Source organism: Rummeliibacillus pycnus, from assembly GCF_044359855.1.
GTDB lineage: Bacteria > Bacillota > Bacilli > Bacillales_A > Planococcaceae > Rummeliibacillus > Rummeliibacillus pycnus_A.
Genome location: NZ_CP132291.1, coordinates 1,077,113 through 1,095,563 on the forward strand (window position 1 = coordinate 1,077,113; position 18,451 = coordinate 1,095,563).

General features: G+C 36.4%; 14 protein-coding genes and 1 pseudogene. 2 read left to right on the forward strand and 13 right to left on the reverse strand.

From position 1 onward, the window contains the following. Positions 1-83: 83 nt before the first annotated feature. Positions 84-284: pseudogene (locus tag Q8X41_RS05365) on the reverse strand (SDR family oxidoreductase); the annotation flags it as partial. A 531-nt stretch (positions 285-815) separates the two neighbouring features. Between Q8X41_RS05365 and Q8X41_RS05370 the strand changes: the two are divergent. Next, on the forward strand, positions 816-995 hold the full coding sequence (locus Q8X41_RS05370) for a hypothetical protein (RefSeq protein ID WP_397539226.1): 180 nt from the start codon (positions 816-818) through the stop codon (positions 993-995). Between the two features lie 345 nt (positions 996-1,340). On the opposite strand, the gene meaB is transcribed toward Q8X41_RS05370, so the two are convergent. The 9 genes from meaB to Q8X41_RS05415 form a co-directional block, all read right to left on the reverse strand. Next, complete coding sequence (meaB, locus tag Q8X41_RS05375; protein WP_397539227.1) at positions 1,341-2,420, reverse strand: methylmalonyl Co-A mutase-associated GTPase MeaB; 1,080 nt, start codon at positions 2,418-2,420, stop codon at positions 1,341-1,343. Then, on the reverse strand, positions 2,420-4,567 hold the full coding sequence (scpA, locus tag Q8X41_RS05380) for a methylmalonyl-CoA mutase (protein ID WP_397539228.1): 2,148 nt from the start codon (positions 4,565-4,567) through the stop codon (positions 2,420-2,422). The genes meaB and scpA overlap by 1 nt, the downstream gene beginning before the upstream one ends. Then, positions 4,564-6,225: a methylmalonyl-CoA mutase family protein gene (locus Q8X41_RS05385; RefSeq protein ID WP_397539229.1), complete on the reverse strand. Its 1,662-nt coding sequence runs from the start codon at positions 6,223-6,225 to the stop codon at positions 4,564-4,566. The genes scpA and Q8X41_RS05385 overlap by 4 nt, the downstream gene beginning before the upstream one ends. A 118-nt stretch (positions 6,226-6,343) precedes the next feature. Continuing rightward, a complete protein-coding gene (locus tag Q8X41_RS05390) occupies positions 6,344-7,606 on the reverse strand; it encodes a dihydrolipoamide acetyltransferase family protein (RefSeq protein ID WP_397539230.1) in 1,263 nt (420 codons plus the stop codon). Between the two features lie 126 nt (positions 7,607-7,732). Further along, positions 7,733-8,716 (reverse strand): alpha-ketoacid dehydrogenase subunit beta, encoded by a 984-nt coding sequence (locus Q8X41_RS05395; RefSeq protein ID WP_397539231.1) that lies wholly within the window; start codon positions 8,714-8,716, stop codon positions 7,733-7,735. Between the two features lie 3 nt (positions 8,717-8,719). Further along, on the reverse strand, positions 8,720-9,724 hold the full coding sequence (locus Q8X41_RS05400) for a thiamine pyrophosphate-dependent dehydrogenase E1 component subunit alpha (RefSeq protein ID WP_397539232.1): 1,005 nt from the start codon (positions 9,722-9,724) through the stop codon (positions 8,720-8,722). 15 nt (positions 9,725-9,739) lie between these two features. Then, positions 9,740-11,167 carry a dihydrolipoyl dehydrogenase gene (gene lpdA, locus Q8X41_RS05405; protein ID WP_397539233.1) on the reverse strand — a complete coding sequence of 476 codons (1,428 nt, stop codon included), beginning with the start codon at positions 11,165-11,167 and terminating at the stop codon, positions 9,740-9,742. 181 nt (positions 11,168-11,348) lie between these two features. After that, a complete protein-coding gene (locus tag Q8X41_RS05410; protein ID WP_397539234.1) occupies positions 11,349-12,443 on the reverse strand; it encodes a Leu/Phe/Val dehydrogenase in 1,095 nt (364 codons plus the stop codon). Between the two features lie 186 nt (positions 12,444-12,629). Next, positions 12,630-14,681 carry a sigma 54-interacting transcriptional regulator gene (locus Q8X41_RS05415; protein WP_397539235.1) on the reverse strand — a complete coding sequence of 684 codons (2,052 nt, stop codon included), beginning with the start codon at positions 14,679-14,681 and terminating at the stop codon, positions 12,630-12,632. 132 nt (positions 14,682-14,813) lie between these two features. Between Q8X41_RS05415 and Q8X41_RS05420 the strand changes: the two genes are divergently transcribed. Then, a complete protein-coding gene (locus Q8X41_RS05420) occupies positions 14,814-15,059 on the forward strand; it encodes a DUF2627 domain-containing protein (RefSeq protein WP_397539236.1) in 246 nt (81 codons plus the stop codon). A gap of 74 nt (positions 15,060-15,133) precedes the next feature. On the opposite strand, the gene Q8X41_RS05425 is transcribed toward Q8X41_RS05420, so the two are convergent. From Q8X41_RS05425 to Q8X41_RS05435, 3 genes are all read right to left on the reverse strand, one after another. Further along, positions 15,134-15,865: a glycerophosphodiester phosphodiesterase gene (locus tag Q8X41_RS05425; RefSeq protein ID WP_397539237.1), complete on the reverse strand. Its 732-nt coding sequence runs from the start codon at positions 15,863-15,865 to the stop codon at positions 15,134-15,136. Then, positions 15,858-17,429 (reverse strand): FapA family protein, encoded by a 1,572-nt coding sequence (locus tag Q8X41_RS05430; RefSeq protein WP_397539238.1) that lies wholly within the window; start codon positions 17,427-17,429, stop codon positions 15,858-15,860. The genes Q8X41_RS05425 and Q8X41_RS05430 overlap by 8 nt, the downstream gene beginning before the upstream one ends. Positions 17,430-17,893: 464 nt before the next feature. Continuing rightward, the gene (locus Q8X41_RS05435; RefSeq protein ID WP_397539239.1) at positions 17,894-18,184 is read right to left on the reverse strand and encodes a hypothetical protein; all 291 of its coding nucleotides are present in this window, start codon (positions 18,182-18,184) and stop codon (positions 17,894-17,896) included. Between the last annotated feature and the right edge of the window lie 267 nt (positions 18,185-18,451).

An 18,451-nucleotide genomic window follows, 5' to 3' on the forward strand; every position in this document is an offset into this window, starting at 1 on the left:
TTTCAAATTGAAAAACCATTTTAAAAGTCACATACTTTTAAAATGGGTTTTTTTATTTCAATTTAACTGAATCAATCATTTTTTCATTCTTCATATATCATTTTCTTTGTCATGCCACCATCAATCGTGATATTCTGTCCAGTGATAAAATCATTTAATGGATGGGTTAAGTAAAGACATGCTTGTGCTATATCATCTGGTTTACCAACACGTCTTGCAAGATGTTGCGAATGATCAAGTTCTGATAATGAGTTGTAATCACATGTCTCAATCCACCCTGGACGAACGAATCTATAGGTTAATGCATTTTAGTAATAGTATTTAAATCAGCCAATAATCCATATATAGTGATATTTAACATAAAAGGAATATATATTATAATAGGGGGGTATAAGAATTAAGAAAAAGAAAAAGCTATTAATAGCTTGGAGGATTTTCTTGTTTCTAGTATTTTTTGCTTTGTTTGTTACAGGAAAGGTTGGACTCTTTATAACCTCTGCTCTAGTTAGTGGATTATTTCTCGATATCGTTGTTAGGTGGATTATAAAGAAGGTATCAAGGTTATATGAAAATATTAAGGGGGAAATGTAATTGAAAATGCTAAAGTATGTAGTTTTATTTATTTCTGCATTTGCACTATTGTTACAACCCTATTTGTTTAACTCAAAGGTTTTTCAAAGCTTAGTAAATACAGAGATAAAGATACAGAGGACTGTGGTTGCTCTTCAGGCGGACAGGCGAATTTATCATTAATAGGTTATGAAAGAGTTGAAGATAATAAACTTATCAATTCATTAAAAGATGGAATTAAAGAAATGAATAAAAACGTAGTAAGTGCTTATAAGCAAGGGGATTTTGATTGGAAATATATATCTAAGCTTGATTATGGTGAAGATAAAACGTATGGAATTACTGTACCATTCAAAATTGTAGACGAAAACAAAGATTCATATTTAAATGTATCTAATAGAGAAACGCGAAAATCAACATCATAACCCATACCGTTATGGTTCTTATCCATTTCGTCTAAATAATCTATAAAGGATTCAAATATTTTAACTGATATATATGTGTTACCCGATTTATGTTCTTCGATAGTGCTTCTTTTAAGAATAGCATAGTCACATCATCACACCATTATCAGAAAGTGCGAATCAATGTCTAATTAAAATTTCTCCACCAATTACCATATAACTATAAACTATTTTGCTGTTTATTTTCATTGTAAATTCCCTCTACAATATTGATTTTTTACACGCGAAATAAGCCTTTGTTCAACCTGTTTTTCAAAGGACAAAAAGATCTACTATCCTAACTCAACAAAAAAGACTGAGCAAAAATCACTCAGTCTCTTTCGGAAACAACTGCTCTACACCTTGTGCGACAGTTAATTTTCCATGTAGTATTTGTTGTTCTAATGTTTGTACCTGATTCTTTCTTTCGGGATTTCCATAGAAGGAATCGATTAGATGGTCGTGAATCATGGATTGAAACCAGTCAGTTGTTTGTTTACTTCTTCGACTGTCCCATACTCCATTCTCAAGTCCCTGTTGTTGGAATTCTAAAATAGTTTCGAGTACTTTGTCTAATCCTTTGTTTTCATACGATGAGACAGGCATGGAGCGCGTTGTCCATCCTGGTGTTGCTGGCTGTAAAAAGTGCAGAATTTGTTTGTATTCTGCGACTGTTTTTTTGGCATTGCGGACATTATCGCCATCTGCTTTATGCACGACGATCGTATCAGCAAGTTCCATGATGCCTTTTTTCATACCTTGTAGCTCGTCTCCTGCTCCTGTCAAAACAAGTAATAGGAAGAAATCAACCATTCCCCGTACAATTGTTTCACTTTGTCCAACACCAACTGTTTCAATCAATATGATATCGTAGCCAGCTGCTTCACATAAGAGCATCGTTTCACGTGATTTTTTGTGTACGCCTCCAAGTGTACCGGCAGACGGAGATGGACGAATAAAAGCATTCTTCTCACGAGATAGTTCTTCCATTCTTGTTTTATCCCCTAAAATACTTCCACCCGTAACGGTTGAACTTGGATCAATGGCTAGTACCGCTACTTTGTGACCTTGACTACAGAGCATTTTCCCGAAGGTTTCGATAAATGTACTCTTCCCTGCACCAGGTACACCGGTAATCCCAATTCGAATAGAATTGCCTGTATAGGGGAGGAGTTTTTTTAATAACTCCTGCCCCTCCACTTTATCGTCAACATTTGAGCTTTCAAGAAGTGTAATGGCTTTTGCCAGATGTAGGCGAGAGCCTTCTCTCACTTCTTTCGCTAATGTATCTAAGTCTTGCTTTTCTTTCTTTTTCTTGACAAACTTTTTTCGCTTTGTTGGTTCCATACCATCGTGAATCGCTTTAACACCTGGTTGTACAAAAAGCGCTGATTCTTTATCAGTCATTAAGCTTCCTCGTAGCCCAGGTTTTTGTAAATGATTTCAATCATTTTTTGTGATGCAATCGGCAATACAGTACCAGGTCCAAAGATTGCTGCTGCACCATTTTCATATAAGAAATCATAATCTTGCGCTGGGATTACTCCGCCAACAATAACGATAATATCTTCACGACCTAATTTCTTCAATTCTGCAACAAGTTCAGGAACTAATGTTTTGTGACCTGCAGCAAGTGAAGATACACCAACAACATGAACGTCATTTTCGACAGCCATTTGTGCAGTTTCTTCAGGCGTCATAAATAATGGTGAGATATCGACGTCAAAGCCAAAGTCAGCGTATGCAGTTGCTACTACTTTCGCCCCACGGTCATGACCATCTTGACCCATTTTAGCTACAAGAATACGTGGACGACGACCTTCGTTTTCTAAGAACTCATCAGTCATTTGTTTAATTTCTTTAATCGCATCTTCATCTGAATAGTTCGTAGCGTACACCCCACTAATTGAGCGAATAACAGCTTTGTGACGTCCAGATACTACTTCAATCGCATCTGAAATTTCACCAAGTGTTGCACGTGCACGAGCTGCGTCAACTGCAACAGCAAGTAAGTTTTCCTCACCTGTTTCAGCTGCTTTTGTTAGACGGGCTAAGTGACGTTTTACTTCTGCATCGTCTCGATCTTCTTTCATTTTGTTAATACGGTCAATTTGAGATTGACGTACTAATGTATTATCGATGTCTAAAATTTCGATTGGTTCTTCTTCTGTTAGACGATATTTGTTTACACCGATAATTGTTTCTGCTTTTGAGTCGATTTTTGCTTGGCGTTTAGCTGCAGCTTCTTCGACTTTCATTTTTGGAAGACCTGTTTCGATTGCTTTAGCCATACCACCTAGTTCTTCGACTTCTTCAATCAATTTCCATGCTGATTCAGTTAATTCATCTGTCAATTTTTCAACATAATATGAACCGCCCCATGGATCGATTGTTTTTGTCATACCTGTTTCATTTTGTAAGAACAATTGTGTATTACGTGCGATACGAGCAGAGAAATCAGTAGGAAGTGCAATCGCTTCATCAAGTGCATTTGTATGAAGGGATTGCGTATGTCCCATTGTTGCTGCATTAGCTTCTACTAACGTACGTGTCACGTTATTGAATGGATCTTGTTCTGTTAAAGACCAACCAGAAGTTTGTGAGTGTGTACGTAATGCAAGCGTTTTTGGATTTTCTGGATTAAATGTAGACATCATTTGTGCCCAGATTCGACGAGCTGCACGCATTTTCGCAACTTCCATGTAATAGTTCATACCGATTGCCCAGAAGAATGATAAACGTGGTGCGAATTTATCGATATCAATACCAGCTTTCAATCCTGTACGAACATATTCAAGTCCATCCGCTAATGTATAAGCAAGTTCGATATCATTTGTTGCACCTGCTTCTTGAATATGGTAACCAGAAATTGAAATAGAGTTAAATTTAGGCATGAATTTTGAAGTATATTCAAAAATATCTGCGATAATTTTCATCGACATTTCTGGTGGATAAATATAAGTGTTACGAACCATATATTCTTTTAAAATATCATTTTGAATTGTACCTGATAATTTATCTGGCGTAACCCCTTGTTCTTCTGCTGTTACAATATAGAATGCTAGAACTGGTAGAACTGCACCATTCATTGTCATGGATACAGACATTTGATCAAGTGGAATGCCATTAAATAGAATTTTCGTATCTTCTACTGAGTCAATTGCCACACCAGCTTTACCTACATCACCAGTTACACGAGGGTGATCTGAGTCATAACCGCGGTGTGTTGCAAGGTCAAATGCAACTGATAAACCTTTTTGTCCCATCGCAAGGTTTCGGCGATAGAATGCATTTGATTCTTCAGCTGTTGAGAAACCTGCATATTGACGGATTGTCCAAGGACGACCTACATACATTGTTGGATATGGTCCACGAGTATTTGGAGCAATACCAGCAACATCATTTAAATGTTTTAGGCCTTTATAATCTTCTTTAGTGTAAACATTTTTCACTTCAATGTTCTCATTTGTATTGAATGTTTCAGTTGAAGTGGCTACTTGTTCTTGTTGTAATACATCTTCTATTGAGATCTCTGCAAAGTTTGGCTTGCTCATCGTTGAACCTCCTTCAAGGTATCTTGGATGCCTTGTAATTTCTCGATAATATTTTGACCAGCATAGACAAAGCCATTTAAGCCTTGGCTTTCCCAATCTTCATCAAATTTACCTGCTGCATCAAGGATTACATGTCCAGGTTTTGCAGCCAATAATGCTGGAATGACTTCTTTTGTATCTTCATCGATTGCGCTAAATACAACATAATCTGCAGAAGTGTTCGCTAACCACTCTTTTGCTTTTTCCACATCAGTAAATGGTTCTGTTACTTCAGCTGTAATACCTGCAGTAGCGAATACACCTTTTACAAAGTCTGTACGTGGTTTAATCTTTTTGAAAGCGCCATATGTTAGAATTGCAACGTTAATCGGTGATTTTTTGAATTCTTGTCGAAGATCTTCGAATGGTTTTGCAATACGATTCACTTCATAGAAGGATTCTGTAGGTAGTTCTTCTTGAGCGTTTGCAAAATCGTTTGTACCAACTAAGACTGTTTTACGACGTTCAACATCTAGGATTCGTTTTGCCATCATTTCTTCAAGCTCTTTTTGAAGATTGCCAGATGCAACATAAGCATTATAGCCGCCTGCTTCTTCGATTTCGACAAATTTCGCCCAAGCTTCCTTAACAAGATCATGTGTTAATGACTCAATGTAATATGAACCACCAGCTGGGTCCAATACTTTTGTTACATGAGATTCTTCTTTTATCACTAGTGAAACATTTCGTGCAATACGAATAGATTGTTTTGTTGGTTTTGTTAATACATCATGAGGATGTACTGTCACCACGTCCGCTCCACCTAAAACAGCAGAGAAAGCTTCATTACCAGCACGTAAAAGATTTACATACACATCTAATTTAGAAAAACTACGCAAAGACGTTTCTGCAAGGATTTTCACAGGTTGTGGTTTTTCAACACCATAACCTAAAGCAAATGCTTTCCATAGCACTCTAAATGCACGAAGTTTCGCAATTTCCATAAAGAATTTTGTATCAACAGAAAAAGATACAAAGAATTGTTTTTCGAATTCCTCAAAACTTATGTCGCCAGCTAACTCACTTGCTTTTGCAAGTGCAATGGCTAATTCTTGAACGGCATTTGCCCCTTCATAATGCGCATCAGAAATGTAAGCGTTTAACTTTCGAACATTCGGAAAATCAGAAATATTAAATGTTTCTTTTGATTTGATAAAGCCTCTTACTTCTTTATTTTCAATGTAATTAAATACATTTAAAACTGCTGGATCCACCACATTGATGCAAAATGGATGTTTTTCAAATAATTCCGCCAATTGTTTCAGTGCAACTTCATTCCATTCGAAATTCACTTTACCAACTGTGACATATTGATTACCACGCTCAAAAGAATCTTCTACTTGTGCTATAAATTCTTCAATTGTATCACCGAAAGCTTCTTGTGCTAAGCCAAATACACCTTCAGTTTGCATTGCTCGAATAGTAGAAACCTGTTCTTCTAATTTGCCATCAACTTTGGCTAATAGGCTTTCAGCAGTATATAAAGGTTCTTGTGTGATACCTTCAATTGTTTTAGTAAATAATGATTCAAAAGGTTTCCCTTTCAAAGCTTTTATCGATGTTTCCTTCCATTCATCATAAGAAGGATTTGTAAATTCTACTTCTTTCATTTTTGTCATACGGACGCGATGACGCTTCCCCCCTTCGGTGATTCTATTCACTATTTTACACAACATTTTGGATTCGTAAAAGTAAAAAAAGTCTGAAAACCGTAATATAACGGTTTTCAGACTACTGTCAATAAATTGAAGTATTGTCATTTGAGATGTTTTCGAGAATTTCCTTCACGCGAGCGAGAAATTTCCCACTAATAAATCCATCTAAAATTCTATGATCAATTGATAAACAAATATTCACCATATCTCGTGCAGCGAACATTCCGCCGTTCATAATAACAGGACGTTTGACAATGGATTCAATTTGTAAAATAGCAGCTTGAGGGTAATTGATTATGCCCATAGATTGAACAGAACCAAACGAACCTGTGTTATTGACAGTAAATGTTCCGCCTTGCATATCCTCAGATTTTAGCTTGCCACTTCTTACTTTTGTTGCTAGCTCATAAATTTCCTTAGCAATTCCTTTGATGGATTTATCATCAGCATTGTGAATGACTGGTACAAATAATGAATCTTCCGTCGCAACAGCTATAGACAAGTTAATCTCTTTTTTCTGGATGATTTTGTCACCTTGCCATTGTGAATTCATCATCGGGAATTCTTTCAAAGCTTGCGATACAGCTTTTACAAAGAAAGCAAAGTAAGTAAGACTGTATCCTTCTTTCTTTTTAAATTCGTCTTTGATTGAATCACGATAACTTACTAAGTCTGTCACATCAACTTCCATCATCATCCATGCGTGTGGTATTTCTTGTGTACTTGTCACCATATTTTTTGCGATGGCTTTACGCACACCGGATATTGGAATTTCAATATCCCCTGAACTGATTGGCGTATATTCTTTTTCCACTTTGGCTTCAGCAACTGGTTGTTGTTTCACTTCTACTACAGGCTTCTCATCTGTTTGTGTAGAAGCTTTTGGAATAAATCCTTCTTCCAGTATTCTTTGAATATCTTTTCTCGTAATACGCCCTGAAGTACCGCTACCTTCCACTTGAGTCAAATCAATTTTATGTTCTGCAGCTAAGCGTACGACTGCTGGAGAATATCTTGTTTTCATGGATTGATCTGTTGGTTTTGTGGATGTAGCTACATTGGTACTTGGACTATTTTGAGGTGCCTTTTTAGTTGTTGCAGCTTCTTCAATTTCAATCTTGCAAACAACTTCGCCAACAGCAATTGTGTCGCCTTCGTTTGCAATCAGCTCTCCTATTGTACCTGTAAAAGATGAAGGAAGTTCTGCTGTTACTTTATCTGTTTGTACTTCAGCCAAAGTATCATATTTTTTTACTTGATCACCTGGCTTAACCAACCATTTTTCAATCGTTCCTTCTGTTACACTTTCACCTAGCTGTGGCATTGTGATGTTTTGAGTTGCCATCATATAACCCCCTTTACCTTTTAGAAAATATCCGGTTTCAGCTGCTCACAGGATATGAGTCAGATAGCCATTGTCGCAGACCTTGGGTCGCTTAGGCTATCTTCCTTAAGACGAGCCGCTTCAGCATTAAAATTCTGCTAATTCACGCATTGCTTGCTCTACTTTTTCTGGATTAATCATAAAGAATTTTTCCATTGTTGGTGCATATGGCATTGCAGGTACATCTGGTCCTGCTAATCGTTTAATAGGTGCATCAAGATCAAATAGTGCATGTTCCGCAATGATTGCAGCCACTTCACTGATGACACTACCTTCTTTGTTATCTTCTGTTACAAGTAAAACTTTACCTGTCTTTTTCGCTGCTTCAATAATTGCTTCTTGATCAAGTGGATAAATCGTACGGAGATCTAAAATATGAGCAGAAATCCCATCCTTTTCAAGTCGTTCTGCAGCTTGTAATGCAAAATGAACGGCTAATCCATAAGTAATCACCGTAATATCTTCGCCTTCGCGTTTAACATCCGCTTTCCCAATTTCGATTGTGTAGTCATCATCAGGAACTTCGCCTTTAATCAAACGATAGGCTCTTTTATGTTCAAAGAATAACACAGGATCTTCATCGCGAATTGCTGCTTTTAACAAACCTTTTGCATCATAAGGTGTAGAAGGAATGACAATTTTCAAACCTGGTTGATTGGCAAATACAGCTTCTACTGATTGTGAATGATAAAGTGCTCCGTGAATACCTCCGCCAAAAGGTGCTCTAATCACCATTGGACAAGTCCAGTCATTATTTGAACGATAGCGAACTTTTGCAGCTTCAGAGATAATTTGGTTAACAGCAGGCATGATAAAATCTGCAAACTGCATTTCAGCAATTGGTCTCAATCCATACATTGCTGCACCAATTCCAACACCCGCAATAGCAGATTCAGCTAAAGGTGTATCGATGACTCTTTCTTCCCCAAATTGTTCATATAGTCCTTGAGTTGCTTTGAAAACGCCACCTTTACGACCAACGTCCTCTCCAAGTACGAAGACGCGTTCATCTCTTTCCATTTCTTCCTTCATTGCTAATGTAATCGCATCAATATAAGATAAAATGGCCATTTTTTACACCTCCTCTTGTTCTGCATAGACATATTTTAGTGCATCCTCAGGTGCAGCATAAGGAGCTTGCTCTGCATAATCAGTTGCTTCATCAATTTCAGCCATAATTTCTTCTTGTAGTTTTTCTTCAATTTCAGCAGTTAAGATGTTTTGTTCTCTTAAATAATTTGAAAATCTTATAATTGGATCATTAGCTTTACCCTCTGCTAGATCCTCTTCAGTACGATATTGACGTTGATCATCATCGGAAGAATGTGCAGTTAAACGATAACAAACAGATTCTATCAAGCTAGGACCTTCACCTGCTCTTGCACGGTCCGCAGCCTCTTTTACTACTTTGTATACTTCTATTGGATCATTGCCATCTACTGTTACTCCAGGCATTCCGTAACCAATTGCGCGATCTGAAATGTTTTCGCAGGCAATTTGTTTATTTAATGGAACGGAAATAGCATAACGGTTATTTTCCACCATAATGATAACTGGCAATTTATGGACTCCTGCAAAATTAGCTCCTTCATGGAAATCTCCTTGATTGGATGATCCCTCACCTAAAGTCACAAACGTTACAAAATCCTTCTTTTGCATTTTACCAGCAAGCGCAACGCCCACTGCGTGTGGTACTTGTGTTGTAACCGGTGAGGAGCCTGTTAATATGCGGTTTTTCTTCTGGCCAAAATGCCCTGGCATTTGTCTACCACCAGAGTTCGGATCTTCTGCTTTCGCAAAAGCAGATAACATTAAATCTTTTGTTGTCATTCCAAAGTGTAATACAACACCCATATCTCTGTAGTATGGTGCCACATAATCTTCTTCACGATTTAGTGCAAAAGCTGCACCGACTTGAGCGGCTTCTTGACCTTGGCAAGAAATTACAAATGGAATTTTACCTGCTCGATTTAGAAGCCACATTCTTTCATCTAATCGACGTGCTAATAGCATTGTTCTGTACATTTCAAGTACTACTTCATCTGATAATCCTAATGCAGCGTGTCTATTTTCAGTCATATTTTCATCTCTCCCTTACTGATGAATAGCTTTTCCCTCAACAGCTAGAGCTGCTTCTCCTATTGCTTCCGATAACGACGGATGTGGGTGAATATGCGAAGCAATTTCCCATGGTGTCGCATCTACTAGCATCGCAAGACTAGCTTCAGAAATGAGTTCTGTTGCATGCGCACCAATTATATGCATACCAACAAGGTCTTCTGTTTTTTTGTCTGCAATCATCTTGACAAAACCTTCTGTTTCACCAAAAACAAGTGCTTTACCTATTCCTGCAAACGGGAATTTTCCTACCGCTATTTCAATTCCTTGTTCTTTCGCTTGTTTTTCAGTCAAACCAATACTCGCAACCTCTGGACTACCATAAATACAGCGAGCAATTTTATGAAGCTCTAACGTTTCTGGTTCAAAGCCTGCGATATGTTCAACTGCATGAATCCCTTCATGAGATGCTACATGTGCTAGTTGTAAGCCCCCAATAACATCTCCAATCGCATATATATGTGATTCCTTTGTTTGATAATGCTTATTTACTTCGATAAAGCCTCGAACAACTTGAATGTCTGTATTTTCAAGTCCAATATTTTCAGTATTAGCCTGTCTGCCAACTGATAATAATAATTTTTCCGCTGAAAAAGTTTGTTGTTCTCCATCGATTTCAGCTGTAATTTCAACTAGATCTTCCAACTTTTGAAGAGAAGTTGCAATAAGATTGGCATTCGTCACTACCTTAATACCACGTTTTTTAAAGGATTTAGCCATTGCTTTTTGAATGTCTTCATCCTCAGTAGGTAGAATAGCGTTTGAATATTCAACAACAGTTACTTCTACACCAAAGTCATGTAGCATAGAAGCCCATTCAATCCCAATAACGCCACCGCCAACAACGATCAATGATTTTGGTAATTGGTCAAGTGTCATTAAATCATCAGAAGTTAAGATTCTTTCTCCATCAGGTGTCAAACCTTCTAAAAATCTGGGTCTTGAACCCGTTGCAATGATTACATTTTGAGGTATTAGCATTTCATTTTCTCTATTGTCTTCAAATTCTACTGAAATTGTACCTGGCATTGGTGAGAAGATGGATGGGCCTAGAATTCTTCCATACCCTTCATATACATCAATTTTCCCTTTTTTCATCAATGCTTGAATCCCTTTATGCAATTGATCGACAATCCCATTTTTACGGTTTTGAGCTTGTTCAAAGTTTAATGTAATGTTTTGAACATCTACTCCGAATTCGTGAGCTTGCTCTTTTGTTGTCCGATAAACTTCAGCACTGCGTAACAAAGCTTTGCTCGGTATACAACCTTTATGTAAACAAGTACCTCCTAGTTTACTTTGTTCCACGATGGCAGTAGAGAGGCCTAATTGTGCAGCTCGAATTGCAGCGACATATCCTCCTGGACCGCCACCTACTATGACAAGGTCATAATTCTTAGCCATAAGAACACGCTCCCATTTTATATTTCCATATTATTTATACCACTTATTAGTATATCTCAAACCTGATAACTGTCACTTTTTCTCTATGACATCTAGATAAAAGTGACAGTTTCTTTTTTATTACCTGGTACTAAATTATATCATACTCTCAGAAAAAATCATCTTTTTATCTTATTCTATTTTAGCGATTTGATAGAATATGCTTTTCATTTTGCAAGAATGTGCTTCTTGATTTGGAAACCCTAGAAATTCTTTCCTCTGCTAATCGGTTGGCAGCCAAATACGTCGGAATTCCATCTCGTTTTGAAATTTCAATTATTTTTGCAATACTGTCATAAATTCCTTCTACTCTTTTCATTGCTCGTTCTCTATTGTAACCATAAAGTTCATCTGCTACATTAATCACGCCTCCTGCATTAATAACATAATCAGGTGCGTAGACAATTCCTAATTCATGTACTATTTGACCATGATGCGATTCTTGCAATTGATTATTTGCAGAACCTGCAATAACTTTTGCTTTTAATTGAGGAATGGTTTGGTCGTTTATTATTGCTCCTAGGGCACATGGTGCAAAGATATCAACGTCTTGTGCATAAATTTCAGTTGGATCAACAGCTGTTGCGCCAAATTCTTCTACAACACGTTTAACTGCAGTTTCGTTGATGTCTGTAACAATTAATTGTGCTCCATCTTCATGTAAATATTTGCATAAAGTGTAAGCAACATTCCCAAGACCTTGAACTGCAACTTTTTTACCTTCTAAATTTTCACTTCCAAAGGCTTCCTTTGCCGCAGCTTTCATTCCAACATAAACACCATATGCAGTAACAGGAGATGGATTACCTGATGAACCAAATGCTGGAGAGATTCCGGTAACATAATTTGTTTCTTCATGAATTAAATCCATGTCTGCAACTGTTGTACCCACGTCCTCAGCAGTAATGTAGCGACCATTTAACCCTTGAACGAATCTTCCTAACGCACGGAACATTTCTTCGTTTTTATCTTTGAAAGGATCTCCCATTATTACTGTTTTCCCACCACCAAGATTTAAACCTGCTGCTGCGTTTTTATATGTCATTCCACGTGCTAATCGTAATGCATCCTCGATTGCCGCTTCTTCTGAAGCATATGTCCACATCCGTGTTCCACCTAATGCTGGCCCCAATGTTGTGTCGTGAATAGCTATTATTGCCTTTAATCCTGATGTTTTATCCTGACAAATCACCACTTGTTCGTAATCGTATTTCTCCATGTATTTAAAAATTTCCATTTGTAAATCCCCCTTTGAAGTTGTGAAAAAATCCACCTTTTCTGGTTGCTTAGATGACCCAGTTACTTATATTAAATGCAAGATGTATGCCAAATGAAAAAAGCCTATCAAAAATGATTTTCATTAATGATTGGCTTTTTATATTATGCATTTTTTTGCACACCATGCAACTTTTTGCGCGTCATTTTATGCAAGTTCATATTTTTCTAATTTATAATATAAACTTCTTAAAGAGATATTAAGTATTTTTGCGGTTTTTGTTTTATTATGCTGACAACTTTCTAATGCTTGATATATGATTTGTTTTTCAAAATGATTAATCCGTTCTTCTAATGTACCTTCAACATTCAATTCATTGGCAATCCTTTTTTCATCCAAATCCTTTTGATTTGTTGAAATGTGCAAATACCTTTCATGTAATTCTGTTTCATTTATCGGCATGTAAATCATTGCACGTCCAATTACATTTTCTAATTCACGTACATTCCCTGGCCAACGGTAGGACTTTAATCTTTGTAAAACAGTTGGTGTTATGCTCGTAACATTTCTTCCATACTCACGATTTAGTTTCGAAAGAAGCCGTTCTACAAGTTGGGGTATATCCTCTAATCGTTTTCGTAATGGTGGAATATAAATCGGCATTCGATTCAAACGATAATAAAGATCCTCGCGGAAAGTATGATCATGCAAAGCTTTTTCCATATTGACATTTGTCGCTGCAATAATTCGCACATCGATTGGGATTGGTTTTGAGCCACCTACCCGAACAATTTCTTTTTCCTGTAGGACTCGCAATAATTTCGCTTGCGTACTTAGCGAAAGCTCACCAATCTCATCTAAAAAAATACTTCCTTTATTTGCTTCTTCAAATAACCCGCGTTTGCCACCTTTTTTTGCTCCAGTAAATGCCCCGTCTTCATACCCAAATAGTTCACTTTCTAAAAGATTCTCAGCGATTGCAGCACAATTTACGCGGATAAACTTTTCGTAATGACGATTACTTTCACTATGAATCGCATGCGCGAAGAGTTCTTTCCCTGTCCCTGATTCGCCTCTTAAAAATACTGTGACCGGCGTTTTAGCAGCTAATTTAGCTTGTTCAACAGCTAATTTCATTTCATCTGAATCTCCGATAATATCATCGAAAACGTATTTAGATTCTAACGTTCTAATAATTGTTTTTGCCTGATTTAACTCATTTGCTAACCTACGCATTTCTGTCACATCGTGAATAACGCCTACACTACCTTTTAGTTTTTCTTCAACTATAATAGGAGCCACATTAACAATTACTTCTCTCTTATGAGGTCCAAGTCGCATATTCACACCACGAATCGGTTTTTTTGTTTCAATTACTTTTAAATGCATACTTTCCCCTTCAGAGATATCCGTTGTGGCTGGTTGGCCAATGATTTCTTCTGGTGATAATCCTGTAATCCGAGTATATGCGGGGTTTACTACGATCCCCCGTCCTTTTTCATCCACAACTGAAATAGCATCATCACTAGATTGTATTATCGCCTCTAGCATCGTTTTGATCTCTTTTAAATCTGTTATTTCTTCAGCTAATGCTACAACTTCTGAAATATCCTTAAAAATTGCTAAGACACCAATTTGCTGAGAATTTTCATCGATCATTGGAATACGGGAAGTCACTAATCTTTTCCCTGTTTCTAATAGAAATTCTTGATTTGTTTCTGCAATTCCTGTTTCCATTACGCGCTCTATACCACGATCATGAATCACAGTTGTAAAATGCTTTCCTATTGCATCTTCAATTGAAACTTCCGTCATTCTTGCAGCACTTTGGTTAAAAAATGTAATCACACCTTCTGGATTTACGCTAACCATGCCCTCTTCAATTGAATTAAAAATAATTTGCTGACGACGTGAAAAGTTTTGGAGTTTTTGAATATAGTATTCTTTTTCCTGTAAAAGTTGAACGATAATCGCAGCTATTCCACCTGGAATTAGTATAGTATTTTTTGATACCGCTGTTAAAAGATCATCAAAAACCACACTTTCACCTGTTACATCAATAACCATATCTAACGGATAATGCAAAAAGTCACGCCAATTACTACTTGTCTCAATGCCGGCTTTCCTTGCTGCTGCAATTCCTGGCGCATCTTCCCTTATATCTACCACTGCAACAGTTTGCAAATTTGTTGAATGGGCTAACAGCTTTAATATAGCCATCCCACCGCTCCCCGCACCAACAATCATTATTCTATGCAAATTTATTCACTTCCTATCTACTAAATGCAAATTTTTTCAAGAATTGATTGATATTATCTTAACCAATGTTTCAGCCCTTGACAATCAAAGCATTACACGTGAGAATAAAATAGATTAGAGGAGTGGACGAAAATGGGTCGTTTTATAGCTTTTGTCATTTTGGCAATTCCTGCAATAATGGCTGCTGTTGGGATTAAATTAATGCGTGATACGTTTTTCGCGAAACTATTTGATCCAATTCCATATCTATGGCTTCAATTTGTTGTAGGAATAGTGTTATTTCTATTGGGATTTGGCTTCTTTGCAGGTTTTTTATTGAATCGAGACCGTAAAAACGGACGAGTTGCACCAAAATACACTAAGAACAAAGAAAACTAGAAAATGATTGTATTAAAAACGCAAGGATCACAAAGATCCTTGCGTTTTTAATATTCATTTGCTAAAATCACATTTTAGAAATTGCCGTCCTTTTTTTGTGCTTCACGAACACTTTGCGGATAATCTGTGATCCAACCAATCACTGCTTTATGGGGAGAGGCAATATATTTTTCGTTCCCATTAATATTATAGAAACGACATCTCTTTTCTTGGCGTAAGCACGCATCCAAATATTTTTCTTTATAATAGCGAGATTTATTGGCATGAATTGTATCAATATAAGGGATTTGATCTAATTCATCCCAATTGAGCAACTTCGTTGCGATTAATGCCGTTTCAATATTTGGTGCAAATCTTTTGGCTTTTTCTAGTAATTCCGAATGAAATGACGAAAAATGTAATCCATCAATATTCTTACACTTTTCAACTGCAATTTTCAAAGCTTTCTCATTTTCCAAAAATGATTCCTTTAGCTCCACATTTAAGGGTACTAAATGATTTTTATGCCAAGCTAATAATTCATCGAGCGTTAATATTCTAGGTCCTTTTAATCTTCGTAGAAATAATTTACCAACTCTCAACCGTTTGATTTCTTCTAAAGATAAACTGGAAACTAAACCATTCTTTCCGGTAAGTCGTCTGAGATTTAAATCATGTACGACGATTGGAATATTATCCTTTGTCGTTTGTATATCAAGTTCTATTCCATCGGCTTTCATTTCAAGTGCAAGGTCAAAAGCTTCAAGAGAATTTTCAATCGCATTTGCGGATGCACCTCGATGGGCGAATACAAGTGCTCTAGACATTTATTTCACCATTCTCCAATTTGAATTTCCCACAAGTTGTATGATTCAGCGTTGTCGACTTTTTCCCAATCTGAATATATGTTCCTGGGAACGCTTCCTTTGTAATATGAATCATTTCATCTCCCATGGTTTTAATTTGATATGCTATCTCATTCATCTCAACTTCAAGACGCTTAAATTCTGATTCTTTTTCGTTGATTTTTTCTATAATATCATCATATGTTTTTCGTTGTGCTTCGTTCATATGGTCTAACAAAGGCTTGAGTGAAAATACTTTTTCATCTAAGTCAGCAATTTCTCCTTCCAACTTTATTATTTTCTCTCTTCTTTCTTTGATTAATTTCGCACTCTCTATTCGATCTGGTATCATGATGATCAGTTCCGTTTTTCTTTCTAATCGATTTCCAGACATAGCTGAATGAATAGAATGCGTTGCTTCTGCGCGACCACCTATTATTTTACCTTGCTGCTCATTTACATATATATTTTGCGCTTTAATATCTGAACCCATTGCATATGAGCCAATAAAGATATCCTTTAAAGCTTTCAATGTACTATCATTCGCATGTTTTACATAAATATTCCCGCAAGCACGTACTACTGTCTCACCATTCCCGAAAATACCTCCGCGAATATAGACATCTCCACTAGTTGATTCAATTAGTTTAGGGCCAGTTACTCCTTCTTGGCCTTCTATTTGAATATCTCCCGTTGCCACAACTGAATAACCTGGCATTATACTTCCTTTTACTGTAATTGAACCATCAAATGTTAAATTACCTGTTTCTAAACCAACATCATTTTTCACAAGAAGATGTTTTTGTATCGAAAAAGTTCCATTAGTATAATCAATTACGCCACTATCAATCGCTCTAATAACCATTTTGCCATCTTCTTCTTGTTCATAAACGGAAGCAACTTCAAAATTCAATGGAATGTCCTCACCGTCTATAGCAGGTATCTCTTCTCCTAATACATTTTTTCCAGGTATTCCAGGTTGCGCAGGTATTTTCTCCCCTAACCAAGCATCCTTTTCAATCTCATAAATAAAATTCATATCTAAGTAATCTGCACGTCCATCTTCTAAAATTTGAGGCTTTTTTTCAGGAATATTAATATAAGTAATTTTCGCATCTTCACCTTTTTTCGCTGGTAAACCCGCAGCTATAATTATTGATTTTTCTGACATTACCGTTTCAAAGGATACTGAATAAATGCCAAATTGTATCCCTACATTTTCTGCGACTTCTTTTATTTGACGATTCATGCTTTCTTCATCATGAAAAATAGTTGAAGGATCCTCGTTGATATACATTGTAGCTTTCATACAATCTTTTGAAATCTCAATCTCAATTGGTGGTAACCAGCTACCAATTTCCACACGTTCATCTGAGCCTAAACTCAAAGCTGTTCTTAGTACAGCAAAGCTTGCTAATTTAATTCTTTTATATTTTTGTAAAATTGTATCAAAGTCTTTTAAAGAAAAACCCTCTTTTTTCACTTCGATATACACAATCGATTGGTCTTCTGTTAATAATATGTAATCGTTCTCATAAATTTGCAAAAAAAACTCCATCCTCCCCATTGTGTCTGTATTATATCATCGTAATAATTTGAAATTATTTTAATTTTCCTTTTAAAAAACTGATTATTTTTTACCATTTAACAATTAATCACTTACTATTTCAAGTTCCATTAGAACCATTCTTTTACAAATAATTCTATATAAAAAAAATGGTTTTGTAAAATATATTATACTAATATTTGAAATAATAACATTGATTAATATTGATTATATATCGTTAAGATCAACTTACGCTTTCCAACGATTTCACTATGGTAATATAGTAAAATGCTAAACTTAATACTTTACCATTTGGATAGTAATAGCTTTAGATATTAAGCTAATAAATAAGTTCTTTTAGCGCCACATCTACTTGATTTATTCTCAATAAAAGTTGAATATACTAAGTTACCAAAGAAGTCATTTATACTCCTAGTTCACCCCAAAACCCTTTTAAAAAAACACTATAAAAAATGAATAATGATTGGAATTACTAATAATAAAAAAGCAATCGACAGTATAGCCCATGTTATTTTATTCGGTAACTTCTTACTACCTTTTGTGTAAAATCCAGTAAATTGGAATTTATTACTATAAATCACAAAGATAATAAGAAGCAACGCTAGTGTAACGAGTAATAGGTAATGGTCCGTTTCAATTCCGATTAAATGATACAAATTATTTATGGGATAGTAGAAAATGGCGAAAAATAGAAATAGTAAAATCAATACTCTACAAAATTCAAATAGAATCATTCGCTTCAGCTCCTTTTATTTACAATATTAATTAACCTATTCATGCGTTTCTCCATTAAAAAATAACTGTTACCCGCTACGGATTGCTCGCTTTCCTGCGGGCGTGCGCTGAGCCGCTTCGGGGCAACAGGATGTTGGTCGCGGAGTCGTTGCCACATGACGTGGCGTTCTTAGACTCCGTTCCTCAAACGCTACGTGCAGGGTCTCAGCTGCCACACTTTTCCCGCGGGAGTCGAGCAATCCTCCGCTACAATCAATAAACAATGA